Raw genomic sequence first — 24393 nt, forward strand, 5'->3', positions numbered from 1 at the left:
TGGACAGTTCACCTGCCCGTTCGGGCCATAGCCTCCCAGGTATGACCTCTGATTCAACGTCGACAGGTGGTTCGGGAATCCGGCGCGCGCGAGCAGGATGGGTTCTTGTCCTTGCCGCGACCGTCCTACCCGGCTTCACGGCGACAGCACAACCCGCCGCGGCCGACAGCGCCGGATACCACATCTACGCCCACGGCTTCCTCAGCGACGGCATCGCCGGATACAACGCCTCCGACACCGGGCAGCCCACCCCGATCGCTGCCCGGGCTCCGTCCGGCATGCCGAACTGGCCGCAGGCGCCTTCGCCCGACGGCCGATTCCTGTTCGTCGCGCCCGGTGTGAACCCGCAGCTGATTCCCTATGCGATCGGCGCCGAGGGTGAGCTGACCGCCGGTGCGGCCTTCCCGCTGCCTGATGTCCCGGTCGACATCATGTTCGCGCCCAATAACCGCGACGTCTACGTCGTGGTCGGCTTGCAGAATGCCCAGGTGGTTCCGGTGCGGATCGCCCCCGATGGGACTCTCACCGCCAACGGTCCCGCGACACCTTTCGGTGAATCGCTCGACGGCGTCGCTTCGGGAACGGTGTCCCCCGACGGCAAGCAGCTCTATGTGGCCAGCCTCCTGCGGCGCCAGCTGCTGGTGTTCGACCTCAACGCCGACGGCACCGTGTCCCCGGTCAAGCAGCGGGTTTCCACCGGTCTGAACCCGATCTTCCCGCGGGTCACACCCGATGGACGGCACGTGTACATCATCAACGAGATCAGCGGTTCGGTCTCGGGCTTCACGCGTGCCGAGGACGGTTCGCTGACCGAGATCGCGGGATCACCGTTCCCTACGGGCATGCTGCCCCATGTCACCAGCATCACCCCCGACGGCCGCTTCCTCTATGTGCCCAATATGGGTTCGGGGCACATCAGCTCCTTCGCGATCGAGCCGAACGGTGTGCTGACCCCGCTGCCCGATGTCGCCTTCGCGCCGGAGAAGCCGGGCACGTTCGCGGAGTCCTCGGCGATGTCGCCCAGCGGTGACGTGCTGTGGGCGCTGGGGACCGACCCGATGCGCGGCGGCGAGGAGATCCTGCGACGGTTCACCGTCGGCTCCGACGGCGTGCTCGACCTGGACGAATCGGTGGCGATCTACACCGGCACGTACGTGGCCGACGGACGCACGATGTCGCTGGTTCCACGCCGCTGAACCCACTGAGAAGGCCCCTCCGACTCGAAGTCGGAGGGGCTTTTTGTGTTTCAGGTCTATGCCCAGCATCACCGCAGTTACGCAACTAATTTGCTCAATTTAGTTGTATGGTTGGCTAATGACCGCTGACCCGTCCACTGCCCGAGAGCTGGGGGAAGTACTGCGTCCGATCGCCCGCCGACTGCTCGCCGGACGGACGATCTCCGGGGGGAAACTCGGTGTGCTCGGCTATCTGTCCAGCCATGGCAGGGCCACCGCTACCACGTTGGCGGGGATTCAAACCGTCAGTCCTCAAGCCATCGCCACCGCGGTCCGCGAGCTCGAAGCCCTCGGGCTGGTCGTGCGCACTCCCGACAGCGAGGACCGCCGCCGCATCTGGATCGAACTCACCCAGACCGGTCGCGTGCGGCTCGCCGAGGAACGCGCGGTCGGCCTGGACTGGCTCGAACGCGCGATCGCCGAGCGACTCGACGACGAGGAACGTGCCAACCTCGACAACGCTCTGCCCGCGCTGCGGAAACTGATCGATGGCGGGCCGGTCGGATGATCGCCGCACGCCGACTGACTCCCGCGCTCGTCTATACCGCCCTGACCTCGGCCATCGTCAGCTCGCTCGGCATGCTGCTCGTCCCGGCGATCTCGCGGGAGATGCACGTCGATGTGAGCGCGGCGCAATGGATGCTGACGGTCAATCTGCTGGTCGGCGCGGTGACCACGCCGATCATGGGCAGGCTCAGCGACGGCCCGCACAAGAAGCGATTGCTGCTGTGGTCGCTGACGATCATCTTCATCGGGTCGATCATCGCGGCCACAGCACCGAACTTCGCGATATTCCTCCTCGGCCGCGCACTGCAAGGACTCAGTTACGGCATCGTCCCGGTGACGATCGCCCTGGCTCGCCGCTACCTTCCTCCCCACGAAGTCCGCAACGGCATGTCGACGCTGTCGGTGACAGTGACCAGTGGGCTCGGGCTCGGCTACCCGCTCACCGGCATCCTCGCCGATCTGTTCGGCTTCCGATTCGCGTTCTGGGCGGCGGCCTTGTTCCTGTTGTCGACTGTGCTGGTCGTGTGGCGTGTGGTGCCCGACGGCCCGGACGAGCGGGCACCCCGTACGCCGTTCGATGTACGTGGCGCGGTGTTGCTCGGGGCCGGGCTGGCGACGTTGCTCCTGGTGGCCGGTGAAGGTTCGCGCTGGGGGTGGGGTTCACCGGTGACGATCGGCCTGTTGATCGTGGCGCTGATCATTCTGGTCGGGTGGGCGCTGGTCGAACTGCGGACTCCGCACGCGCTGGTCGACCTGCGCGTGCTGCGCGCCGGCGACGCCCTGGTCGCGAACGGCACCGCGATCGGCCTCGGCGCCGCGATGTATGCGTGCCTGTCGATCGCCAGCCTGATCGCGCAGGCACCCGCGTCCACGGGCTATGGCATCGCGCTGCCGTTGTTCTGGGCCGGTTTCGTCATGTTGCCGCTGTCGATCGGCAGCTTCGCGGCCAACCGTATCGTTCGCGTGGTCTCGGCACGTATTCCCATGCGCGCTCTGTTGATTCCGGGCGCCGCCCTGGTGAGCGTGTCCAGCCTTTTCCTGTGGCTGGCTCACGACGAGCTGTGGGAGATCCTGCTGGGCATGTTCGGCTTCGGCTTGGGCATCGGCACGACCTACGCCGCGATGCCCGCGCTGATCGCCCGCAGCGTGGCCGACCGCGAGCTCGGCAGTGCTGTGAGCTTCAATCAGGTTCTGCGCACCGTCGGTGGCTCGTTCGGTAGCGCCATGTCCGGCGCGGTCCTCGCCGCCCACCTCGCCACCAGCGGGTACCCGACCGCGACCGGCATCGGCATCGCCCTGGCGGTAGGTGCCGTCGGCTGCGCCATGGTGCTCACCGTTCTGCTGACCGCCCACTTGATGACCCGGCAGAAACAGAGGTGATCGGTCGGTTCTGCTTCCGCCTCAGGCTGCCACGACCTCGGCGACGTCGCTGAGCCGGGCATAGCGCCCGCCGTCGTCGTTCAGCGCCGCATGGTCGCCGAGCTCGACGACCCGCCCGTGATGGAGGACGCGATCTGATCGGCGTCGCGATGGTGCTGAGCCGGTGCGCGATGGTGATGACCGTGCGCCCTGTGTTACTGCGTTGATGGCGGTCTGCACCGCACGCTCTGTTCGTTGTCGAGGGCGCTGGCCGCATCGTCGAGCACCAGCACGCGCGGGTCGCGCAGTGGTGGACGCGCTCGAAAAGGGCGAGCTGGTCACGCGTGAGCCTGACCCGACGGACCGCCGCGCGACCCTCGTGCTGGTGACCGCACGGGGAAAGCGAACCCTCGAAACTCTGACCGAGGCCCGGACGAAGGACGCCGACGAATTCTTCGGACGCCTCACCGACCAGGAACGCACCGCGCTGCGCGACATTCTGGGCAAGCTCACGCTGTGAAGCCTGGTGGGCTACCGCTGTCGACGGCGTTCGGCCGACGTCCTCGAACGTGAACAGCCGAGCTGAACTGACCCGACAGCGGTCGCTTGGTGTGGCCGCTGCCGGGTTCGAGCGGAACCAGGTCAGTTCACGGCGACCCGGCGTGGAACTGTGCGGCGAAATCGGTGATGAGCGCTACGGTCGCGTCCTTGGTGACCGCCGTTGTTCCGCCGTCGACCGGCAGCGCGATGCCGGTGATCCACTCCGAGAGGTCGCTGGCGAGGAACAGCGCGGCACAGGCGACATCGCGGGCCTGGCCCGCGCGCCCGATCAACGTCTCGCCACCGATGCGTTCGCCGATCCCGGTGAGGAATTCGTCTTCGCGATCCTGGCTCACCCCGAACATGTCGGTGATGATCGAGGTGAGGACCGCGCCCGGCAGGATCGCATTCGAACGAATGCCGGTGCCGCGATTCTCCATGGCCGTCTGGCGGACCAATGCCAGCACGGCTGCCTTGGCCATCGAATAGGCGCCACCGTTCCACCCGGCCTGCTGTGCCGCGACACTGGCTGTGGTGATGATCGAGCCGGGTGTGCCCTGCACGCGAAACTGTCGCGCCGCGTATTTGTGCGCCGCGACATGCGCCTGCAGGTTCAGTGCCAACGTGCGGTCCAGGCCCGCCGGGGTGAGCTCGTCGATCGGTGAAAGATCCACGGCGGCACCAGCATTGCTGAACATGACGTCGAGTCGACCGAAGGTGTCCACCGCGACGTCGACGACGGATTCGACCGCGGCCGCCGAGGTGACGTCGGTGTGGGTGAACACCGCCGAAGCACCCAGGCGCGCAGCGGCGGCCGCACCGCGTTCGTCTTGGATATCGGCCAGGACCACCTTCGCGCCGTGCTCGACGAAGGTTTCGGCGGCGGCCAGACCCATCCCGCTCGCCGCTCCGGTGATGACGGCTACCTTGCCGTCGAGGAGGTTCACAGCGGCCACTGGAGGTGTTTGACTTCGAAGAATTCGCGGAATCCCTCTTCGCCGCCTTCTCGGCCGATACCGCTGTAGCCGGGTCCGCCCCAGGGGGCGTCGGCGCGCATGCCACCGCCGCCATTGATGGTCACCGTGCCCGCACGCAGTTGACGTGCGAACTCGATCGCGTCGACGGTCGGTCCCCACACATTGGCATTGAGTGCGTATTTGACGTCGTTGGCCATGCAGACGGCATCGTCGAGATCGGTGTACGGCATCACCACACCCACCGGCGCGAACAGCTCTTCTTGGGCGATTTCGGCCTCGTTCGGCACTCCGGTTACCAGGGTGGGTTCGAGGAAGAATCCGTCGTCGAGGCCTGCGGGTCGTCCACCGCCGACGGGTGTCCGGGCTCCGGCGTCGCGGGCGCGGGCGAGGAATCCTTCGACGTTGTCGCGGTGTTCGCCGGTGATGAGAGGGCCCAGAACGGTGTCGGGTGCGAACGGGTCGCCGACGGTGAGCGTGCGCAGGAACCGCGCCGAGCGTTCGATGTATTCGTCGAAGTCGGCTTGGGGGACCAGGGTTCGTGTGGTCGCGCCGCACGCTTGGCCGCTGTTGCGCGTGAAGCGCAGTGCCGAGGCGGGGACCGCACGTGCCAGGTCGGTGCCGGGCAACACGATGTTGGGTGATTTGCCCCCGAGTTCGAGGACGACTTTCTTCAGCGTCGGTGCCGCCAAAGCGAGGATCTTGCTGCCGACGGTTGCCGACCCGGTGAAGGTCACCATGTCGACTTCGGGGGCGGTGACCACTTGTTCGGTGACCGCTGGTGGTCCGAAGACGAGATTGACTGCGCCAGTGGGGAATCCGGCTTCTTCGACCAGTTTGACGAATGCCGAGGTCAGGAGAACGGCTTTGGGGGAGGTGACCAGGACGGTGGAGCAGCCTGCGGCGAGGGCGGCGCCGAGTTTGTAGGCGCTCATCATGATCGGGACGTTGTAAGCCACGATCGCGGCGACCACGCCTGCGGGTTGGCGCAGGAGCAGGCTGCTGGTGGTGATCGGGTCGTGGTCGAGGGGCAGGGGCTGTTCGTAGCCTTCGCGTGGTCCGCGGGTGGCGGCGTCGGCGAACCAGCGGAAGAATTTCGCGGGTAGGTCGACGTGGAGGGTGGGTCCGCTGCTGATCGGGGTGCCGATCTCGGTAGCGGCGATGTGGACCAAGGCGTCCCGGTTCTGCTGGAGCAGGTCGGCCAGGCGGCGGAGTAGTGCGCCGCGTTCGGTTGGGCCCAGGCGGCTCCATTCGCCGCCGTCGAAGGCGCGTCGCGCGGCTGAGATGGCAGTGGTGACCTGGTCGGGGCCGGTGGTGGGGGTGAGTGTGACCTGCTGGCCGGTGGCGGGGTTGATCGTGGTGATCGGGTCACCGTCGCCGCGGGTCCAGCGGCCGTCGATGTAGCTCGCGGCCTCGCCGATGAGGGCAGTCATGCGTGAATCCTTTTCGGGTAAAGATCAATTCGGGAGATGACGGATCACCCCGCCATATAGCCGCCATCGACGACGAACTCGCCGCCGGTGGCATAGGCGGCACGGTCGGACAGCAACCAGCACGCCATCTCGGCGATCTCCTGCGGCTGAGCGAGCCGAGCCGACGGAATGCGCGCCATGATCGTGTCGCCACTGCGGCGCTTGGCGTCCTTCATCAGCTCGGTGTCGGTGTAGCCGGGACACACGGCATTGATCCGGACGGTCGGGGCATATTCGATCGCGGCGGTCTTGGTCAGCCCGATGACACCGTGCTTGGCCGCCGAATAGCCGGCGGTGGTCTTGAACCCGGTGAGCCCGGCCAGCGAGGCGGTGTTCACGATCGCACCGCCACCCTGCGCTTGCATCTGCGTCAATTCCGCACGCAGGCACAGCCATACGCCCTTGAGGTTCACCGCGATCGCCCGATCGAAGGCGTCCTCGTCCCACTCGGCGACGCGGCGCCCACCCTGACCGATCTGCCCGCCGCTGACCCCGGCGTTGTTGAATGCGGCGTCGAGGCGGCCGTACTCGGCGACCACCGCGGCGACCATGGCGTTCACCGCCGCGCCGTCGGTGAGGTCGGCGGGCAGCGTGACGGCCTCGCCGCCCGCGGCTCGCACCTGTTCGGCCGTGGCTTCCACGCCGTCCTTCGACACATCGGTCAGCGCGAGCCGCGCGCCTTCCTGCGCGGCGAGCAGAGCGGTGGCTGTGCCGATCCCGCCCGCGGCGCCGGTGATGAGGACGATTTTCCCGTCGAGCAACATGATGGTGACCTATCTCTTGGAACGAATGATGTTGGGGGAGTGCCTATCCCACGCGAGAGGCGGGCCAGTCCCTGGCGGGAGAACGCCATGCGGGCCAGTGGTCCTCTGGCTCCGGGCGGGTCACCGACACGTGGTGGAAGCACTGCTGGCACTTCACGACCATGCGCGGTCCGAGGAAGTTGGCGACGGGATAGCGGGCCAGTTCCGTGGCACCGCATGCCGGGCACGCGCCGTCGACGGGTACGCGTTCGACATAGACGCGATCAGTGTCGGGGCGGGGGAACAGGAGTCGATCGACTGACATGGGATTGTCCTTAGCCTTCAGAGAGTCCAGGTGAGGGGAGTGGCGACCGGCGCCTGCCAGTGCCCTTTCGCGCGGTCGGTAGCCAGACGCGCACGCCGCGTGGTCGTGGCCTGTGCGTCGACCTCACCGTCGGTGATCACGACTCCGTAAGCGGCAGCGGCGAATTCGATGCTCACCAGGCCGGCGCGCACATCGGCCGCGACCCGGTCCACCTCGCGTTCGAGCGGGTCGCCCCAGCCGCCGCCACCACCGATGACGAACCGCAGAGCGTCACCGGCTTTCAGGATCAGACCGGAGAATTTGCCGGTCTGATAGCGCGCGCCCCGGCCGAATTCGCCGTGATTGGGGTCGGGTCTGCCGTCGGCGTCGAACATGCCGAACAAGGGCTCGATGCCGCGCAGATCCAGCGGATCGGCGTGCCGGGCGAGATCGAAATTCTCGATGTACCAGCCGAAGGCGGGGGCGCCCGCGCCGCCACCGTTGGACCCCGGCGCCCCGACCCGGATACGGTCGGCGGTGACGGTCACCATCGTGTCGGATTCGGCGTAGATCGAATACACCGAACCGGCGCCGCCGCGGTACTGCCCCGCACCGGCGGTATCGATGACCATCTCGTGCTGGACGACGACCAGCGGACTCTCGATCTCGAGGTGCTCCTGCACCGAGGTGCGGCAGTTGCCGATCGGGATCACACAGAAGGAGACACCGTCCTCCTTCCAGGTCCCGCCCCAGCCGCCGCCGGCGAGCGCGAACGCACCCCAAGGCGTGCCTTCGTGCCCGGGTCGGGTGTCGATGCCGCCCAGGCTCACGACCACGGCGGTGCCGGTATCGCAGGCGAAGGCCTCGTCGGTGGCCTGGCTCAGCGCCTGGGTCACCACATTGATGCCGCGCGCGCCGATATCGGCGTGGTTGGAGCAGCTCGACGGCGGCAGGACCTGCACCACACTGCCGGGCGGCAGGATGGTCTCGATCGGGCGCAAAGTACCGCTGTTGACCGGAGTGGCCGGGTCGACCATCAGCTTGACCGCCTCGATGCAGCGGGTGGCCTCGCACCACGCGGTCCCACAGTTGCCCAGTGGCTGGCGACCGGAGCCGGAGAAGTCGATCTCCATCGAGTCGCCACGGACTTTCACGGTGACGTGCACCGGGATCGCCTCGTCGCTCACGCCGTCTTCGTCGAGGAAGTCCTCGGCGGTGTAGTCACCATCGGGGATGCTCGCGATGCCGCGCCGCATGCTCGCCTCGGTGGACTCGATCGCGTAGCGCCCCGCGGCGCGGACCTCGGCCAGCCCACTGCGGGCGATCAGTTCCTGGAGCTGGCGTTCACCCACGACCAGGCAACCGTGCAGGGCGCGCAGGTCGCCGAGCACGAGCTGGGGCACGCGGTTGTTCTCGAGGATGAAGTTGAAGGTCGGGCGCACCGGAACGTCGTTGGCGTACAACAGGGTCGGCGGCAGCTTGAGCTGTTCCTCGAAGTGGGTCTGGGTGCCGTTGGAGAAGCCGCCGGGGATCGCGCCGCCGAGGTCGACCAGGTGCGAGGTGGAGTGCAGCAGGAATTCCACGCGCCCGTTCACGAACACCGGCCGCAGCAGGTTCACGTCGGACTGGTGGATGGTGCCGCGCCACGGGTCGTTGACGAAGATGACGTCACCGGGCTGCATCGTGTCGATGTCCCAGTCGTCCATCACGAAGTTCGCGATGTGCGGTGCGGTGAAGGCGTGCTGCATGCAGCCCTCCCACAGCGCGACCGTCTCCCAGCCGTCGTCGGTGCGCATGTGGATGGCGCTCGTGCAGTCGAGGATGTCGCGGCAGACCGGCGAGAAGGCGCTGCGCATCAGCGAATCCAGCATTTCCCTGGCGACTTCGATGAGGCCGTAGCGCAGGATGTCGAGTTCGACGTCGACCGCGGGGCCGGGGGTATCGGTGGTGATGGTCATGATTGCTCCTCAGGCCTGCGGCTCGATGATGAGATTGAGGTCGTCGTCCACCTGGGCCACCCGGCCGGGCAGGACCAGGGTGGTCGCGAACTTCTCGGCGATCAGCGCGGGCCCTGACACCGGGCGGTGCGGCGCGAGACGTTCGCGGACGTAGATCGGCACGTCGACGGGTTCGGTGGTGCCGGGCACGGTCAGCGCGGTGGTGCGCAGGAAGGCATCGCCCTGCTCCGGGGTCAGGTCGGCGGCGCCGAGTTCGCGTGGGATCACCGCGGTCACCTCGACCGTGGACACGACCACGGGAATCTCGGGTGCCGCGAATCCGTAGGACTCCTGGTAGAACTCGTGGAAGGCGGGGATCAGTTCTCCGACTCGCTCGGCGGTGACAGCGCCCTCCGCGATCGGCAGGCGGTTGTCCCAGGTTTGTCCGCGATACATCGCGAACACGGCGCGTTCGAAGCGCAGACGCGATACGTCGATGCCCTGGGCTTGCAGATCGGTTCTGATGCTGTCCTGCAATGCCGTGAACGCGGCCTCGACGGCGTCGGCCCGGTCGGGGGCCAGCGGGGTCATGATGGACTGCGCGCGCGTCACCATGAGATCGCTGCGCAACAGACCGAGCGCGGAGAACTGGCCGGGGCTGCGGGGCACGATCACCTTGTCCAGGCCGAGGATCTGGCCCACCCGGTCGGCGAGCATCGGCCCGGCCGACCCGGACGGCTGCAAGGCGAACTCGCGGACATTGAGCCCGCGATACACCGAGATGCTGCGCACCTTCGCCGCGATGTCCTGACAAGCGATTTCGTAAGCGGCGGAAGCGAGTTCGATCGCTGACATGCCCCACTGCTTGCCCGTGGTGCGCAGCGCCTCGACAGCGGAGTCCACATCGAGCTGGATCGCGCCGTTGGCGAACAGATCTGGCGCCAGGATGCCGAGCGCGGCGCACGCGTCGGTGAGCGTCGGCTCCACGCCGCCGCGCTGGTAGCAGACCGGGCCGGGGTTCGACCCGGCCGACGCGGGCCCGACGGCGACCGCGCCCAGCGCGCTGGGCCGGATCAGGCTGCCCGCGCCGGAACCGATGCTCTCGACGTCCACCAGCGGCATGGTCAGCGTCAGGCCGGTTTCGAGCGTCCAGGTGTCGGTGAGCGGAGTCTTGCCACCGCGGATGGCGGCCACGTCGGTGCTGGTGCCGCCGACATCGATGGTGAGCAGATTCGGCGCGCTGCTCTCGTTGGCGAGCTTGACGCTGCCGCTCACACCACCGACCGGACCGGAGACGAGCTGGAAGACCGGCGCCCGGCTGGCGTCGGCGAAGGTCGACACACCGCCGTTCATCATCATGATCCACAAGGTGCCCCGGTAGTCCTGCTCGGACAGCCGGGCCATCAGGCGCTCGAGATAGCCGACGACCGCCGGGCCGACATAGGCGTCCAGCGCCACCGTGGTGGTGCGCTCGTGCTCGCGCGTCACCGGATACAACGCCGAGGTCTGGATATAGGCCCCCGGCAGTTCCTCGGCGACGATCTCGGCGGCCCGCCGTTCGTGATCGGTGTTGATGTAGGAGTTCATCAGACACACCGCCACCGAGCGCGCGCCCTGCTCGCCGAGTTCCCTGGCGGCGCTCCGCACCGCGTCCTCGTCGAGGGCCAGCAGCTCGCTGCCGTCGTAGCGCAGACGGCCGGGGACGCCGAAGCGCGATTCGCGGCGCACGATCGGGCGCTCCTGGTGGGGACGCAGCCAGGTGGGATCGTAGAAGCGATCACCGAATTCGCGGTGCATCCGGCCGATGTCGAGCAGGTCGCGGTGACCGCCGGTGGCGATCAGACCGGTGTGCGCACCGGTCCGGCTGAGCAGTGCGTTGATTCCTACGGTGTGCCCGTGCACGATCTCGGCGACTTCGGGCACGGCGACGTCGATCGCCGCCAACGCCTGGAGAACGCCCACCTCCTGTTCCACGGTGGACAGGACCTTGCCGTCGCGGATCTCCCCGGTGCCCTGGTGCAGCCCGATGATGTCGGTGAACGTGCCGCCGACGTCGATGCCGACGATCCAGTCGGCTCCTCGTTCGCTCTGTGTCATACCCGCGCCTCCGTGCCGTGTGCTGCGGCAGATGGTGCCGCTCTATGTCACAGGTCACTTTTCCGTTCGGCGGGCTCGCCGACATCTGGCGTAGGTAAGAGGTTTGTACGACTTTCGGTCTATCCGGTGGTCTCAAACGCGGATGGACCCGGTCGGGTCCGAGTTCCGCAGCCAGATCGAGACCGCTTCGGCACGATTGGCGGCGCCCAGCTTGCGCAGCACGCGGGTGATGTGAGTTTTGACGGTGCCTTCGGAGATGGTGAGCTTGCGGGCGATCTTGGCATTGGCATCGCCTGCGGCGAGCAACTGGACGATCTGCACCTCACGACGGGTCAGTACCGAATCGTCGTCGCGGCTCAACGCGATCGATTCCGCGACAGCGGGCGAGCGCCACCGGCCGAGACTGTCGAGCTGGGTGCGGATCGCCGACATCCCTTCCAGCACAGACACTCTCGCCAGATGTTGACTCAACCCCTGGGCGAAGGCCGACAGCAGCAACTGATCGACATCGTCGAGCATTCGCTGCTGGTGGTAGCAGTCCCCATGTACCAGGCCCACCACCTCGCCGTCGATCATCAGTGGCGCGATTCCGTAGGAGGACGACTTGGTGATCGCCGCCAGCGGGCGATTGACGCGCGGGTTGTCCTGCACTTGGTGCACGAGCACGGCCCGCGCGTCGACCACCGTGTCGTTCTCGACGATCCTCTGGTCCAGGATCGGCGGGTTCTCGCGTCCCACCGCGACGATGTCTGCGGCCCAGCGCGGATCGCGCACGACGAACATCGTGTGCAATCGCCATGCCCCGTCGACGGTGGAAACCAGCGCGCGATCGAACCCGAGACCGCACGCCGCTTCCGGAATCCGGGCGAGCAGCGAATCGACCGTTGTCGCGCTACCCACCTCTGTGAGCGCGGCATGCACTTTGCCCAGCTGCCGGGTTCGCTGCGTGAGCCGCACCTGCGCTTGCATCGATTCCGCCGCCCTGATCCGGTCGAGCACCCCGATCAATTCGGCCAGCCGCGTGGGCGACGAGCCCCCCGCGTCGGCTTCGCGAAGCGCTTGGGCTGTCACCGTCTCCCACAGGTCTCCCAGGGTCCGGCCCGCCGTGGATCCAGGCAGCCCGACCGGGTCGCGATCGAGCACGCGACCCGCGTCCTCGGCAATCTCGGTGACCACGGCATCCAGCTCGGCGGCACTGCGCTGTGTCGATGAACTGTTCATACTTTCGACTCCTGTCCCTGCGCTACTGCTCGCCCCGACTCATTCCGGCGGCCGTTTCGGACGGCAGCTCGCCGAATCGTTCGCGGTACTGCTGAGCGAAGCGACCGAGGTGGAAGAAGCCCCACCGCATCGCGGTGTCGCTCACCGACATGGCTCGGCCGGAAGACAATTCGTCGTGGACCCGGTCGAGTCGCACCGTGCGGACATACGCGCTGGGTGACATCCCGACCGCGTCACGGAACCCCAGCTGGAGCGCCCGTGCGGTGACTCCGGCCCGGGCCGCGAGCTCGGCGGTCGTGATGTCGGCGTCGGGATTGGCGTGGATATAGGCTACGGCCTCGCGTACCCGTGCCGGGCCGATGCTCGGTGCGGAGCCGGTCAGTGACGGGGTGAGCTGGCTCGGTGCGATGAGCAGCAGCTGCGTCATCAAGGTGGACTCGAGCTCTCGGCACGCCAGCGGCATCGTCGACACCCCGCCCTCGCGGGCCAGCTCGGCGTAGACGAAACGGGTAGAAGCCAGCAAGGCGCGACCCGTGGGCGAATCCATGGGGAAGGTGAGGTCGAAGCGGACCGGCTCGGTTTCCCGGTGGCCGAGCAGTCGCGCGGCGTGGCGTTCGAAGGGCTCGCGGCGCAGATTGATGTGATAGTGCGCGGCGTCGGCGCTCCAGCGGATGGACACCGGGGCGTCGTGGACGAACGCCACTCCGGCCTGTCCTGCCTCGAAGGACTGGCGTCTGCCGTGCTGGGCGACCGTGCTGTGTCCGGCGACCGCCAGATTCACGTGATAGCAGGACTGCATCGGTGGCCCGTCGATGCGCGCGGTGGTGCCGTAGGCCATCCGGCCGACGGTCAGGCTTTCCGAGCGCACCGACTCGAGGGCGAAGTCGATCCCGCGACGGTCGTCGAGGACGAGATCGTGATGGGCGAACGCGGCGGCCACGTGATCATGGGCGGCGGCTGGATCGGCCGTGCGGAAGGCACTCGCGCAGGTTATCGGCGTTGACAACAACGGGTGCACCCCTCCTCTCAAGCGTGATGGGTGTCACATAGTGAATATAATATACGTTCCGCCTCGAAGGTGGTCGCGTTCGGTTCCCGGATAGCGGACCTTCGCTGCGCGGATTGTGACCCAGCTCTCTCACTTCTAGCGTCGTCCTCACGGCACTCGGCCGAACATTCCATCGCCGCAGGAGGACCAGAAATGCCTGACGTACCGCCACCGCTCGAGGTGAACCGCGAACCACGCGACGGCACCTGCCCCCGCTGCGGCGCCGCCGATCTGCGCGCGTATCCCGTTGTCGCGGAACAGGGTTGGGTGCAGGTCGTCAAGTGCCAGCACTGCATGCACTCCGTGTCGCGCGAGCCTTGGCACCGGCTCGGTCCCATCCAGCTGCTCGCCGACCTCGTCTGAACACCGAATCACTTTCAGGAGCCATCATGATCGCAGTCGATGTGGGCGGCACGTTCACCGACGTCGTCGCCTGGCGCGACGGGCGGATCCACACCGCCAAGATTTCCACCGACTACGCCGAGGTCGCGGGCCCGGTACTGCGCGGCGCCGAGGTGCTCGGCGTCACGGACGCGGCGGTGTTCAACCACGCCAGCACGCACGGCCTCAACGCCGTGATCACCCGTCAGCTGCCCAAGATCGGCTTCCTGACCACCGAAGGCCACCGCGACATCATCGACATGGGCCGGGTCTGGCGCCCGGCCGAGGCCATTCTCGACCCGCACTGGCGGCGCAGTTTCGGCGACGCCGCCAGGCCGTTGGTGCAGCGCTACCTGCGCCGCGGCATCCACGAGCGGCTCACCGCCGACGGCGGGGTGCTCTTCGAACTCGACGAGGACCAGGCCAGGACCGAACTCGAGGTGCTGCGCCGGTGCGAGGTCGCCGGCGTGGCCATCTGCCTGATCAACGCCTACGTCGACCCGGTACACGAGCTGCGGCTGCGTGAACTGGTGCGCGAGGTGCTCGGCGATGTGCCGTGCTCGATCTCGAGCGAGGTCTCGCCGCTGGCGAAGGAATACGCCCGCGCCTCCACCACAGTGATCGACACCCTGATGAAGATCATCTACTCCGACTATACCGAGGGCCTGGAGAAGGGACTGAGCGAACTCGGATTCGCCGGTCAGCTCAACTTCGCCGACTGCGCCGCCACGCTGGTTCCGGCGGCCCAGGCGATGGAGCAGCCGTTCCGGATCGTGTTCTCCGGTCCCGCCGCGGGCACCGTCGCCTGCGCCCACTTCGGCAAGCTGATCGACGAGAACGACCTGCTGTGTGCCGATGTGGGTGGCACGTCCTGCGATATCAGCGTGGTCAGCGACGGCGAACCGTTCGTCAACACCACCTTCGAGCTCGAGCACGACCTCGTGGTCAACGCCCTCGCCAACGACATCTCCAGCATCGGCGCAGGCGGCGGCAGCATCGTGTCCATCGGCTCCGCCGGGGAGATCCAGGTCGGACCGGACAGTGCCAGGGCCCAGCCCGGACCCGCCTGTTACGGCCGCGGCGGCACCCAACCGACGACCACCGACACCTGTCTGTTGATCGGAATCCTCGACGCGGACGACTTCGCGGGCGGGGAACTGCAACTCGACGCCGACGCCTCGCGCCGGGCCTTCGACACCCTCGACACCGAGCTCGACCTCGCCCACCGGGTGCGCTACGCCTACGAGATGGCCGTCAACAACATGGCCGAGGGCGTGTTCAACGTCGCCATCAAGAACGGTGTCGACCCGCGCGACTACAGCCTCGTCGCCTTCGGTGCGGCAGGCCCGATGCTGCTGCCCGCGGTGCTCGACACCGTGCAGTGCAAACAAGTGATCGTGCCGCCGAACCCCGGTCTGTTCTCCGCTGTCGGGCTGCTTTCCACCGACCAGGTGTTCACCGTCGACCGCAGCGCCTACCTCATGCTCACCGGCGACGCCGCGCCCGCGATCGACGCCTTGTTCGCCGAGATGGAGGAGCAGTTGCGCGCGCGGACCGGCGGCGGATCGGTGCGGATGCTGCGCAGCATGGACGCGCACCTGGCCGGTCAGAGCTGGGAGACACCGTTCGTGCCGGTGCCGAGCGGAACCATCGACGAGGCCGCTGTCGCCACGATGGTGTCGGCCTTCCACGAGACCTACGAGACCCGCTCCGGCAATCGGTTCGAGATCATGCCCGTCGAGGGCGTGACGTTCCGGGTCCGCGCGGTGCTCGACACCCCCAAAGTCGAATACGTGCGAATCGACGCCCGCGGCCCGGCGGACGGAGAACTCGCGCCGATCCGCACGGTGACCCTGCGCTATCTCGGCGACCTCGACACCGACGGCGTCGGCGCTCAGCAAGCCCACGTCTACGACCGCACGAGTCTGCGGGCCGGCGATGTGCTGGACGGCCCCGCGGTCGTCGAAGAGGAACTGTCCACGACTCATGTCGGCGCGGGGCAGCAAGCCACCGTCGGCGAGTACGGCGAAATCGTGATCCGGAGGAAGTGACATGTCCAGTTCCACCATCCCCAACGCCCCACGGCTGCGGGACCTCTCCGACGCGGAGTTTCGCGAGCAGTACGGTTGCGACCGGTTCAGCGCCACGGTGATCACCAACCGGCTGCGCTATGCGGTCGAACACATGTCGACCGGATTCATGCGTGAGGCGTTCTCGCCCATCATCCGCGACTGGTACGACTTCGCCTGCACCATCAGCGGTCCCGCGAACAAGGGCTACCCGATGGCCGTGGTCAGCAACAGCCTGGTCGTGTTCCTCGGCACCATGGGCGACGCGGTGCGCAATGCCGTGGAGGAATACGGGCCCGAAAACCTGCGTCCCGGTGACGTGTTGATCTGCAACGACCCCTATCGCGGTGGCAGGCACGTGAACGACGTGGCATTCACCCGACCGGTGTTCGTGGACGGCGAGATCATCTCCTACGTCACCATGTGCGCCCACCAGCTCGACATGGGCGGCACAGTGCCCGGCGGATTCTCGGCCACCAAGGCCAACGTCTACGAGAACGGCCTCGTCATCCCGCCCATGCTGCTCTGGTCGCAGGACCAGCCCGTGCGGTCCACCTTCAGCCTGATCTTCGATAACACCCGCTGGGGCGGCATGTTGCTGCCGGACTTCAAGAGCATCTTCCAGCAGTTGAAGCTGGGGGAGCGGCTGGTGCTGGAGAACATCGACAGGTACGGGCTTGAGGCGTACCTCGGCACGCTGGACTACTCGTGCGACACCTCCGCCGAGCGGATGCGCGACGCGATCGCGTTGGTGCCCGACGGTGACTACGCGGGTTCGGCCCTGATCGATGCCGACGGTCTCGACGACACCATCGACTACACCGTGCGTGTTCTCGTCCGCAAGCGCGGGGAGAACATGGAGATCGACCTGTCGGGCACCTCACCGCAGGCACGCACGTGCATCAACTGTGGCGTACTCGACGCCAAAACAGCTGTGGGCGTGGCGCTCACGATGCTGCTGGACCCGAAGGTGCCGTTCACCTCGGGTACCTGGCGCAACGTCGACCTCGCCGTGCCGCCGGGGACGATCGTCTCCTCGCTCCCGCCCGACGGTGGCATCATGATGTTCTGGGAGGCCTCGGGTGCCGTCGCGTCCGCGGTGTTCGACGCGCTCAATCCCGTACTCGGACACCAGGGTGTCGGCGGCGACTACGGTTCCACCAACACCCACAACGCCTCCGGCGTGCGGGCCGACGGCACACCGTGGACCTCGGCCACCCAGTGCGGCGGCGAGCACGGGCCATGGGGTGCTACGCAGGCCGGTGACGGGGACAGCTACACGGTGCTGTTCACGCTCAACAACCTCGACCCGGCGACCGAGACTATCGAACGTGACTCGCCGGTTGTGCTGTTGCGCAAGGAACATGCCATCGACACCGGTGGTGCGGGAGTGTTCCGCGGCGGCGCGGCCAATCTCAAAGACGCGCTGTGGCTCACCGCGGGCGCTCACTACCTGTCACCGTTCCGTACCAAGGAAGCCTCGGGCGTGGGTGCCAACGGCGGACAGGCCGGACCCACCGGTGCGATGTGGCTGTTCCCGCCGGTCGATGAGGGCGCGACCCCCGGCCTGCTCGGGACCACAGCGGATGTTTACGCCGACAGCGTCCCGGTCGCGGGCGTGCTCGACCCCGAAACCAAGGCACTGGACCCGGTCGACGGCCGGTACCACTACTTCGCCGCCGAACAGGTCTGGGCAACCCGGCCGAACACCATCCTGCGCTGCCTCACCAACGGCGGTGGCGGATGGGGTGATCCGTTGCAGCGAGACCCCGAACGAGTACTCGCCGACGTGCGCAACGAGTACGTGAGCGTCGCCGGCGCCGCACGCGACTACGGAGTGGTCATCGAAGGCGACCCGCGTTCCGACCCCGAGGGTCTTCGCATCGACCACGAGGCGAGCGCGCAGCTTCGTGCCGGGCGGTCGGCATGACCGCCCGCACGACACCGACGACACAGAGGAGACAGCGATGAAGGGAATCGTGTTCCCCGGCAACGGGACTACGGTCCTGAAAGACTTCCCCGATCCCGAGCCGGGCCACGGTGAGGTCGTGGTGAAGATCCGCGCGTCGGGAATGTGCGGCTCGGATCTGCACTTCTATCACGGCGCCTTCGACTTCGATCGCTCGGTGATCCAGGGCCACGAACCCTGCGGTGAGGTGTATGCGGTGGGCGCGGGCGTCGATGCGGCCCAGGCCGCGGTGGGCGATCGCGTGATGATCCACCACTACTTCGGCTGTGGCACCTGCCGTCGCTGTCGCGCGGGCTGGCCGCAGATGTGTGAGACCGCGCCCGGCAAGACGATGGCGGTCCATGTCAACGGCGGCCACGCCGCCTTCACCGTGGTCCCGGTCGCCGCGCTGCTGCCCATGCCCGACGGGCTGTCGTTCGAAGCCGGCGCGGCCATCGGGTGCGGCACCGGCACCGCGTGGGGCGCGATCAAACGACTCGGTGAGGTATCGGACACGACCACAGTCGTCATCGGGCAAGGCCCGGTGGGACTTTCGGCGACCATGTTCGCCGCGTCGATGGGCGCCCGGGTGATCGCGGTCGATGTCGACAACCGCCGTCTGGCCAACAGCGCCCGGTTCGGTGCCGGCCTAGTGGTCAATTCCCGCGAGCGCGACTTGGCCGAGGCGGTCGCCGAGTACACCGGCGGGCGCATGGCCGACGTCGTTCTCGAGAGCTCCGGCCGGGCCGGCGACGACGCTCTCGCCGTCCTCGGCACCTTCGGCCGCGCGGTGTTCACCGGCCTGCCCGGCGATGTCCAGTTCAAGACGCAGGCCGTCTACAAGAAGCAGTGGACGCTCATGACGTCCTGGACCATGTCCTCGATCGAGCAAGCGCGCTGCGCTGATTACGTTGTCGCGCACAACCTTCCGGTCGATGAGCTGTACTCGCACACCTGGACCATCGAGCAGGCCGACGAGGCATACCGGTGGTTCGACAAGCAGGACGCAGGCAAGGGCGTCTTCCTGTTCGACTGACCGCCGCGCGTCTTTTGTGATTCGGAGAAAACCATGACAACTGTTACCCAACCCCTGCCCACCTTCGTCGGCAATGCCCAGCGCAACCTGATCGGCGGTCGCTGGGTACCCGCCGCGTCGGGCGAGACCATCCCCGTCGTCAATCCCGCCTCCGGCGCCGAACTCGGCACCATCGCCGCGGGCGGCGCGGCGGACATCGATGCCGCAGTCGCAGCCGCCCGGGCAGCCTTCGACGGTGAATGGAGCCGGTGGACCCCGCATCAGCGGCGCTCGCTGATCCTGCGGGTCCACGACCTCGTCCTCGAGAATTTCGACGAGCTCGCGACCATCGAGACCCTGGATATGGGCGCACCCCTCACCCGGACCCGCGGTCTGCGCGAATGGACCTCGCAGGTACTGCAATTCTTCGCCTCCCAGGTCGACGCGGGCGAATCCTCGACCCCGCCGAACTCGCTGCCCGGCGACTTTCTGACCCTGCGCTACCGCGAGCCGGTCGGCGTGGTGGGCGGCATCATTCCCTGGAACGGCCCGCTCATCGGCCTGTGGTGGATCTTCGGTCCGGCGCTCGCTACCGGGTGCACCGCCGTGCTCAAGCCCGCCGAAGACGCGTCGCTGTCGGTGTTGCGCGTGGCCGAATTGCTGACCGAAGCGGGTGTGCCCGATGGCGTCGTAAACGTGGTGACCGGTTACGGGAAGGATGCCGGTGCCACTCTGGCCGAGCATCCCGGCGTCGACCGGATCGCGTTCACCGGCTCGGTGGGCACCGCGCAGACGATCGTGCGGGCCTCGGCCGGGAACATGAAACGGCTGCAACTCGAGCTCGGCGGCAAGTCCCCCGACATCGTCTTCGCCGACGCCGATCTGGACCTGGCCGTGCCGGGCGCGGCGATGGGCGTGTACACCAACAGCGGTCAGGTCTGCGTCGCCGGGACACGAATCTTCGTCCAGCGCGCGATCCACGACGAATTCGTCTCGCGCTTGGCCGAATTCACCAAGACAATTCGCGTGGGTGACGGCCTCGATCCGAACAGCCAACTTGGCCCGCTGATCTCGCAACGACAGCTCGACAGGGTACTGAACTACATCGACATCGGCTCCGGTGAAGCCGAACTGGTCAGCGGTGGACGGCGTCTGGACGGCGACCGCGCGTCGGGCTTCTTCGTCGAACCGACGGTGTTCGCCTCCGCGACCAACGAGATGACCATCGCCCAGGAGGAGATCTTCGGCCCGGTGGCGACGGTGATCCCCTTCGACGACATGGACGAGGCGCTGCACCTGGCCAACGCCACCCCGTACGGCCTGGCCGGTGGTGTCTGGACCAGGGATCTGGCCACCGCCCACAAGGTTTCGCGCGGCATCACGGCCGGCACCGTCTGGGTCAACTGCTACGGCGTGCTCGACCCCTCGGTCGGATTCGGCGGCACCAAGATGAGCGGCTACGGCTGGAAGGGCGGGCGCGAACACGTGGAGAGCTACCTCTACCCCAAGGCGGTGTACATGAACCTGGGTTGACCGGCAATGCGATGATGCATCACGCACGGAGAGTGTGATGCAGGGCACTATGCGTGATATATAATCTACAAATCTATAAATCATCCGGGGTGGGGTTAGAAGGTGGACTATGAAACAGCCGTTCGATTCCAGCGACGAGGTCGCGGCACGTCCAGCGCCGGGTCGGTCCGCAGGACCTGCGGTGGTCATCGGTACCTCGTTGGAATGGTTCGACTTCTACCTCTACGCCTCGATGGCGGCACTGGTGTTCGGCAAGGTCTTCTTCCCGTCGAGCAATTCCTCGATCAGCACACTCGCGGCGTTCGCGACCTTCGCGGTCGGCTTCCTGGCCCGTCCGCTCGGTGGCATTCTGTTCGGGATTCTGGGCGACAAGATCGGACGCAAGGCGGTGCTCTCGCTCAGCTTGCTGATCATGGGCATCGCGTCCGGCTTGATCGGATTACTGCCGTCCTATGCATCGATCGGCATCGCGGCACCGATCCTGCTGGTGATCCTGCGGATCCTGCAGGGCTTCGGCGCCAGTGCCGAACTGGGCAGCGCCATCGCTGTGGCCTATGAGTACGCCGACGAGAAGACCAGGGGCCGTTTCGGTGCACTGCCCGCGTTAGGTGCGCAGGTCGGCCTACTCGGCGCCTCGCTAGCGGTAACCGGTGTGACCAGCTTCGGAGACGAGTTCCTCTACGACTGGGGTTGGCGTATCCCGTTCGTCGCGAGCTTCGCCGTCGTCGGCGTCGGCTACTGGATCCGGCGGAACATGCCGGAGACGCCGGACTTCGAGAGGGTCGCCGCGCAAGCCAAGCAGCGCAAGGGTTTCCAGGTGTTCAAGGATCTGCTGAAGTCCGATTGGCGTGGACTCGCGGTGGTCGCCGCGGTCTACGGTGGCTACGCCGCGATCTCCTACACCTTTAAGACCTTCTCGCTGTCCTACCTCACCCAGTTCCAGGACGTGGCCGCCAACGTCGGCGCCTTCGGCATCACCTTGGCCAGCACGGCGGCGATCGTGATGGTGCCGTTCTTCGGCAGGCTCTGCGACAGGGTGGACCTGCGGCGCGTCATGGTGGGTGGCGCGGTGGGCGTCATGCTGCTGGCCTTTCCCATGTTCTGGGTCCTGAACACCGGTGAGCCCGTGCTCATCTGGGCCCTGCTGATCCTGGCGACCGGTGTGCTCGCGCCGCTGATCATCGTGGCCGCGAGCCCGTTCATGGCGCGACAGTTTCCCACTGAAGTCCGTGCGTCGGGTCTCGGTGCGGGCCGCGAAGTCAGCGGCGCGACGGCAGGAGGTCTGGTCCCGTTGGCTGCATTGGCGATCGTCACCGTCTCGCCCACACACGCGACCTGGGGTGTCTCCCTGTTGATCATCGGCGCGGCCGTCCTGGTGGTCGCCGGGGTGCTCTTCGATCAGAAGGACCGGGCGCACTCACGGATCGTCGGTCAGGAGCCGGCAGTAGAGGCCGAGGTGCGTTGACGATCCCCCTTTACAAACGGCATCCAGAACATAATGCTGAATGCGCAGGGCCTCACCGGGCCGTGAACCGCCCGCGATCCGAGGCCGATGTGCCGAACTATCGGGAGAGCACGACGGGAGAGGAAGCTCATGGCAACCGACAACATCGAGCACGTCCGAATCAAGGCCCTGGCCTGGGACCTGGCGGCCGACATCTACTATCCGCCAGGGTTCGACGCCGAGCAGAAATACACCACGATCATCAGCGCCCACCCGACCGGTAGCTGCAAGGAACAGACCTCGGGCAACATCTACGCCACGGCGCTGGCTCAGCAGGGGTTCGTCGCGATCGCCTTCGATGCCAGCTTCCAGGGCGACAGTGGCGGCGAACCACGCCTGATCGAGGATCCCGGATTCCGCGCCGAGGACTTCAGCTATGTCATCGACTACCTGGTCAACCAGCCATGGGTCGACGAAAACCGCATCGGGGTACTCGCCATTTGCGGTGGTGGTGGGTACGCGGTGCACGCCACCATGACCGAACGACGCATCAAGGCGCTGGGTACCGTCACCGGCGCTAATGTCGGGCGCCGGATGCTAGAGGGCTTCACCGAATACGACCCGCTCGGCGCGCTCGAGGCGATGGCCGCGCAACGCACCGCAGAGGCGCGCGGCAAGTCCGAGCAGATCAACGATCTGCTGCCGCCGTCTCCCGAAGCGGCCGCGCAGGCGGGTCTGACCGATATCGATCTGGTCGAGGCGACCGAGTACTACAAGACCGAACGTGGGCGTAAACCCAACGGCCGCACCAGCTTCCTGTTCTCCCGTCAAGCCCGTCTCGTCGGCTGGGACGCTTATACCCGTGCCGAGATCCTGCTCACCCAGCCACTATGCATCGTGGTCGGCGACAAGCCCGGCGCGTTCGGTGCCTACCGCGACGCATTCGAGCTTTACCAGCGTGCCGCCTCCGACGACAAGGAACTCGTCGTCTTGGAAGGGGTGTCCCACTACGAGCTCTACGACCAGCCCGAAGCTGTCTCGCAGGCGCTGGACCATCTCATCCCGTTCTTCAAGAAGCACCTCTGAACGGAGATCTACCTCGCAGGTGACGGCCGGGCTCGATGCCCGGCCGTCTCTCTGTCTCGCCGGGCAGACCCCCGTGCCGTTGATTGGCGACCGCGAACGTGGGTATGCGTCTGTCATTACGCATATAAAGCATTATGCGTAATCATCGACAAGGGTTGGACTGGGGAGACACACATGGCAAGGATCAAGCTAGAACCGCTCGCGCAGCAGGTGGTTGTCGTAGCTGGTGGATCCAGCGGGATCGGACGGGAGACGGCACTTCGTCTGGCCGCTGCAGGAGCCAAGGTCGTGGTCGCGGCGCGGAACGAGGAAGGCCTCGCGACACTCGTACGTCAGATCGAGGACGCGGGCGGCAAGGCGGTCTACGCGGTCTGTGACGTCAGCGACCGAACTCAGGTCGAGGCCGTTGCCGAACTGGTCGTGGCGACATTCGGTCGAATCAATACCTGGGTCGCGGTGGCCGCGACGGTCGTCTACGCGGATTTCGAGGAGACCACGCCCGAGGAATTCCGTCGGCTCATGGAGGTCAACTTCATGGGGCAGGTACACGGTTTCCAGGTCGCACTTCCGCACCTGCGGCGTGCCGGGGGCGGTGCGCTGGTATCGGTCGGATCGGGCGAGACGGTGATTTCCATGCCGCTCAACAGCGCATATGCTGCGTCCAAGCACGCGGTGGAAGGGATGATCGATGCGCTGCGGCGCGAGCTGAAAGCTTCGGGCACGCCGGTTTCCGTCACCAGCATCAAACCGGCCGCGATCAATACGCCCTTCTTCACCAACGGCCGCAACAAGATGGACGTGAAACCGAAGGGCGCTCCGCCCTTCTACGATCCGTCCGTCGTTGCGGACTGTGTGCTGTTCGCCGCCGCTCACCCGGTGCGCGATCTCTATGCCGGGGGCGCGGCCAAACTTATGAAGGTGACCCAGCACCTCACTCCGAGGGTGGCCGACGCTTTCCTGGCCAAGTTCGGTATTCCGTTGGAGCGCACAGACGAGCCAGCCGGGAACGCCGACGGCAATCTCTACGAGACCAGCGGAGATGCCCGCGTGCAAGGCGATTTCAGCAAGCAAGCCCTCCCTGCCAGTCCCTACACATGGTTGGCGACGCACCCCGCCGTTCGGCGTCTGATCTGGGTCGGTGCCGCGGGTGCGGTGGGAGCAAAGTGGGTCGGAGGGCGCGCGATGCGGCGCGCCTGAGGCACGCGACGGGCCCATATTCGTTCGGTCCTCAGGCGCGATGACGCTTCTGAGGCGGGTCGACGAAGATGTCGTATTCCAGATCGCCTACGCCACCGTAGGGCGAGAGATCGGTGATGCCCTCGGCGCGCAGCACATCGACGTCGAGGAACGTGTTCCCGGTGACGGTGCGCGCTTCCTTTTTCAAGAGCGCCACGGCGGCATCGGCCATGATCTGCGGGGTGCGGGCTTTGGCGATCGCGTCGTCGCCGCCGAGGAGGTTCTGCACCGCGGCGGTGGCGAT

Annotated in this window: 20 protein-coding genes and 2 pseudogenes; 12 read left to right on the forward strand and 10 right to left on the reverse strand. The window is 66.9% G+C overall.

Annotated elements, in window-relative coordinates:
- Positions 1-41 precede the first annotated feature (41 nt).
- The 3 genes from ACFTS5_RS07050 to ACFTS5_RS07060 all read left to right on the forward strand — a co-directional run bounded on the left by ACFTS5_RS07050 (position 42) and on the right by ACFTS5_RS07060 (position 3122).
- Positions 42-1196 carry a lactonase family protein gene (locus tag ACFTS5_RS07050; protein ID WP_378628201.1) on the forward strand — a complete coding sequence of 385 codons (1155 nt, stop codon included), beginning with the start codon at positions 42-44 and terminating at the stop codon, positions 1194-1196.
- A gap of 118 nt (positions 1197-1314) precedes the next feature.
- A complete protein-coding gene (locus ACFTS5_RS07055) occupies positions 1315-1743 on the forward strand; it encodes a MarR family winged helix-turn-helix transcriptional regulator (RefSeq protein WP_378628203.1) in 429 nt (142 codons plus the stop codon).
- Positions 1740-3122, forward strand: a complete 1383-nt coding sequence (locus ACFTS5_RS07060) for an MFS transporter (RefSeq protein WP_378628205.1) — start codon at positions 1740-1742, stop codon at positions 3120-3122. Before ACFTS5_RS07055 ends, ACFTS5_RS07060 begins: the two co-directional genes overlap by 4 nt.
- Before the next feature lie 21 nt (positions 3123-3143).
- Here ACFTS5_RS07060 and ACFTS5_RS07065 read toward each other — a convergent pair.
- Positions 3144-3421, reverse strand: a pseudogene (locus ACFTS5_RS07065) (ABC transporter ATP-binding protein); the annotation flags it as partial.
- Here ACFTS5_RS07065 and ACFTS5_RS07070 point away from each other — a divergent pair.
- Complete coding sequence (locus ACFTS5_RS07070; protein WP_378628207.1) at positions 3409-3621, forward strand: MarR family winged helix-turn-helix transcriptional regulator; 213 nt, start codon at positions 3409-3411, stop codon at positions 3619-3621. The pseudogene ACFTS5_RS07065 and the gene ACFTS5_RS07070 overlap by 13 nt on opposite strands.
- A 127-nt stretch (positions 3622-3748) precedes the next feature.
- Here the strand turns inward: ACFTS5_RS07070 and ACFTS5_RS07075 are convergent, their stop codons facing one another.
- From ACFTS5_RS07075 to ACFTS5_RS07110, 8 genes are all read right to left on the reverse strand, one after another.
- On the reverse strand, positions 3749-4597 hold the full coding sequence (locus ACFTS5_RS07075; RefSeq protein ID WP_378628209.1) for an SDR family NAD(P)-dependent oxidoreductase: 849 nt from the start codon (positions 4595-4597) through the stop codon (positions 3749-3751).
- The gene (locus ACFTS5_RS07080) at positions 4585-6048 is read right to left on the reverse strand and encodes an aldehyde dehydrogenase family protein (protein ID WP_378628210.1); all 1464 of its coding nucleotides are present in this window, start codon (positions 6046-6048) and stop codon (positions 4585-4587) included. Before ACFTS5_RS07080 ends, ACFTS5_RS07075 begins: the two co-directional genes overlap by 13 nt.
- 44 nt (positions 6049-6092) lie before the next feature.
- Positions 6093-6851, reverse strand: a complete 759-nt coding sequence (locus ACFTS5_RS07085; protein ID WP_378628211.1) for an SDR family NAD(P)-dependent oxidoreductase — start codon at positions 6849-6851, stop codon at positions 6093-6095.
- Positions 6852-6894: 43 nt separating this feature from the next.
- Positions 6895-7155, reverse strand: a complete 261-nt coding sequence (locus ACFTS5_RS07090; protein ID WP_378628213.1) for a hypothetical protein — start codon at positions 7153-7155, stop codon at positions 6895-6897.
- Between the two features lie 17 nt (positions 7156-7172).
- Positions 7173-9092: a hydantoinase B/oxoprolinase family protein gene (locus ACFTS5_RS07095; protein ID WP_378628215.1), complete on the reverse strand. Its 1920-nt coding sequence runs from the start codon at positions 9090-9092 to the stop codon at positions 7173-7175.
- A 9-nt stretch (positions 9093-9101) separates the two neighbouring features.
- Complete coding sequence (locus ACFTS5_RS07100; protein ID WP_378628217.1) at positions 9102-11168, reverse strand: hydantoinase/oxoprolinase family protein; 2067 nt, start codon at positions 11166-11168, stop codon at positions 9102-9104.
- Between the two features lie 132 nt (positions 11169-11300).
- The gene (locus tag ACFTS5_RS07105) at positions 11301-12389 is read right to left on the reverse strand and encodes a LuxR C-terminal-related transcriptional regulator (RefSeq protein ID WP_378628218.1); all 1089 of its coding nucleotides are present in this window, start codon (positions 12387-12389) and stop codon (positions 11301-11303) included.
- Positions 12390-12411: 22 nt separating this feature from the next.
- The gene (locus ACFTS5_RS07110) at positions 12412-13395 is read right to left on the reverse strand and encodes an AraC family transcriptional regulator (RefSeq protein WP_378628221.1); all 984 of its coding nucleotides are present in this window, start codon (positions 13393-13395) and stop codon (positions 12412-12414) included.
- 195 nt (positions 13396-13590) lie between these two features.
- Here ACFTS5_RS07110 and ACFTS5_RS07115 point away from each other — a divergent pair, with 195 nt between their 5' ends.
- The 8 genes from ACFTS5_RS07115 (at position 13591) to ACFTS5_RS07150 (ending at position 24110) form a co-directional block, all read left to right on the forward strand.
- Entirely contained in the window at positions 13591-13800 is a 210-nt protein-coding gene (locus tag ACFTS5_RS07115; RefSeq protein WP_378628223.1) for a hypothetical protein, read from the forward strand.
- Between the two features lie 26 nt (positions 13801-13826).
- Positions 13827-15869 (forward strand): hydantoinase/oxoprolinase family protein, encoded by a 2043-nt coding sequence (locus ACFTS5_RS07120; RefSeq protein WP_378628225.1) that lies wholly within the window; start codon positions 13827-13829, stop codon positions 15867-15869.
- A 1-nt stretch (position 15870) separates the two neighbouring features.
- On the forward strand, positions 15871-17817 hold the full coding sequence (locus tag ACFTS5_RS07125) for a hydantoinase B/oxoprolinase family protein (protein WP_378628228.1): 1947 nt from the start codon (positions 15871-15873) through the stop codon (positions 17815-17817).
- Between the two features lie 37 nt (positions 17818-17854).
- On the forward strand, positions 17855-18871 hold the full coding sequence (locus ACFTS5_RS07130) for an alcohol dehydrogenase catalytic domain-containing protein (RefSeq protein ID WP_378628230.1): 1017 nt from the start codon (positions 17855-17857) through the stop codon (positions 18869-18871).
- A gap of 33 nt (positions 18872-18904) precedes the next feature.
- A complete protein-coding gene (locus ACFTS5_RS07135; RefSeq protein WP_378628232.1) occupies positions 18905-20383 on the forward strand; it encodes an aldehyde dehydrogenase family protein in 1479 nt (492 codons plus the stop codon).
- A 109-nt stretch (positions 20384-20492) separates the two neighbouring features.
- Positions 20493-21848: an MFS transporter gene (locus ACFTS5_RS07140; RefSeq protein WP_378628234.1), complete on the forward strand. Its 1356-nt coding sequence runs from the start codon at positions 20493-20495 to the stop codon at positions 21846-21848.
- A 129-nt stretch (positions 21849-21977) separates the two neighbouring features.
- A complete protein-coding gene (locus ACFTS5_RS07145) occupies positions 21978-22913 on the forward strand; it encodes an alpha/beta hydrolase (RefSeq protein ID WP_378628236.1) in 936 nt (311 codons plus the stop codon).
- 174 nt (positions 22914-23087) lie between these two features.
- Positions 23088-24110, forward strand: a complete 1023-nt coding sequence (locus ACFTS5_RS07150) for an SDR family oxidoreductase (protein ID WP_378628237.1) — start codon at positions 23088-23090, stop codon at positions 24108-24110.
- Positions 24111-24141: 31 nt separating this feature from the next.
- Here the strand turns inward: ACFTS5_RS07150 and ACFTS5_RS07155 are convergent.
- Positions 24142-24393, reverse strand: a pseudogene (locus ACFTS5_RS07155) (short chain dehydrogenase); the annotation flags it as partial.

Origin of the sequence: Nocardia sp. NPDC056952 (genome assembly GCF_042674185.1) — a bacterium.
Taxonomy (GTDB): Bacteria; Actinomycetota; Actinomycetes; order Mycobacteriales; family Mycobacteriaceae; genus Nocardia.

Bases quoted from the DNA above. Each gene is read 5' to 3' on its own strand.
- ACFTS5_RS07140 (WP_378628234.1), top strand. From the start codon at position 20,493: ATGAAACAGCCGTTCGATTCCAGCGACGAGGTCGCGGCACGTCCAGCG.
- ACFTS5_RS07055 (WP_378628203.1), top strand. From the start codon at position 1,315: ATGACCGCTGACCCGTCCACTGCCCGAGAGCTGGGGGAAGTACTGCGT.
- ACFTS5_RS07090 (WP_378628213.1), bottom strand. From the start codon at position 7,155: ATGTCAGTCGATCGACTCCTGTTCCCCCGCCCCGACACTGATCGCGTC.
- ACFTS5_RS07105 (WP_378628218.1), bottom strand. From the start codon at position 12,389: ATGAACAGTTCATCGACACAGCGCAGTGCCGCCGAGCTGGATGCCGTG.
- ACFTS5_RS07135 (WP_378628232.1), top strand. From the start codon at position 18,905: ATGACAACTGTTACCCAACCCCTGCCCACCTTCGTCGGCAATGCCCAG.
- ACFTS5_RS07145 (WP_378628236.1), top strand. From the start codon at position 21,978: ATGGCAACCGACAACATCGAGCACGTCCGAATCAAGGCCCTGGCCTGG.
- ACFTS5_RS07150 (WP_378628237.1), top strand. From the start codon at position 23,088: ATGGCAAGGATCAAGCTAGAACCGCTCGCGCAGCAGGTGGTTGTCGTA.
- ACFTS5_RS07100 (WP_378628217.1), bottom strand. From the start codon at position 11,168: ATGACACAGAGCGAACGAGGAGCCGACTGGATCGTCGGCATCGACGTC.
- ACFTS5_RS07125 (WP_378628228.1), top strand. From the start codon at position 15,871: ATGTCCAGTTCCACCATCCCCAACGCCCCACGGCTGCGGGACCTCTCC.
- ACFTS5_RS07080 (WP_378628210.1), bottom strand. From the start codon at position 6,048: ATGACTGCCCTCATCGGCGAGGCCGCGAGCTACATCGACGGCCGCTGG.
- ACFTS5_RS07060 (WP_378628205.1), top strand. From the start codon at position 1,740: ATGATCGCCGCACGCCGACTGACTCCCGCGCTCGTCTATACCGCCCTG.
- ACFTS5_RS07050 (WP_378628201.1), top strand. From the start codon at position 42: ATGACCTCTGATTCAACGTCGACAGGTGGTTCGGGAATCCGGCGCGCG.
- ACFTS5_RS07085 (WP_378628211.1), bottom strand. From the start codon at position 6,851: ATGTTGCTCGACGGGAAAATCGTCCTCATCACCGGCGCCGCGGGCGGG.
- ACFTS5_RS07095 (WP_378628215.1), bottom strand. From the start codon at position 9,092: ATGACCATCACCACCGATACCCCCGGCCCCGCGGTCGACGTCGAACTC.
- ACFTS5_RS07130 (WP_378628230.1), top strand. From the start codon at position 17,855: ATGAAGGGAATCGTGTTCCCCGGCAACGGGACTACGGTCCTGAAAGAC.
- ACFTS5_RS07115 (WP_378628223.1), top strand. From the start codon at position 13,591: ATGCCTGACGTACCGCCACCGCTCGAGGTGAACCGCGAACCACGCGAC.
- ACFTS5_RS07120 (WP_378628225.1), top strand. From the start codon at position 13,827: ATGATCGCAGTCGATGTGGGCGGCACGTTCACCGACGTCGTCGCCTGG.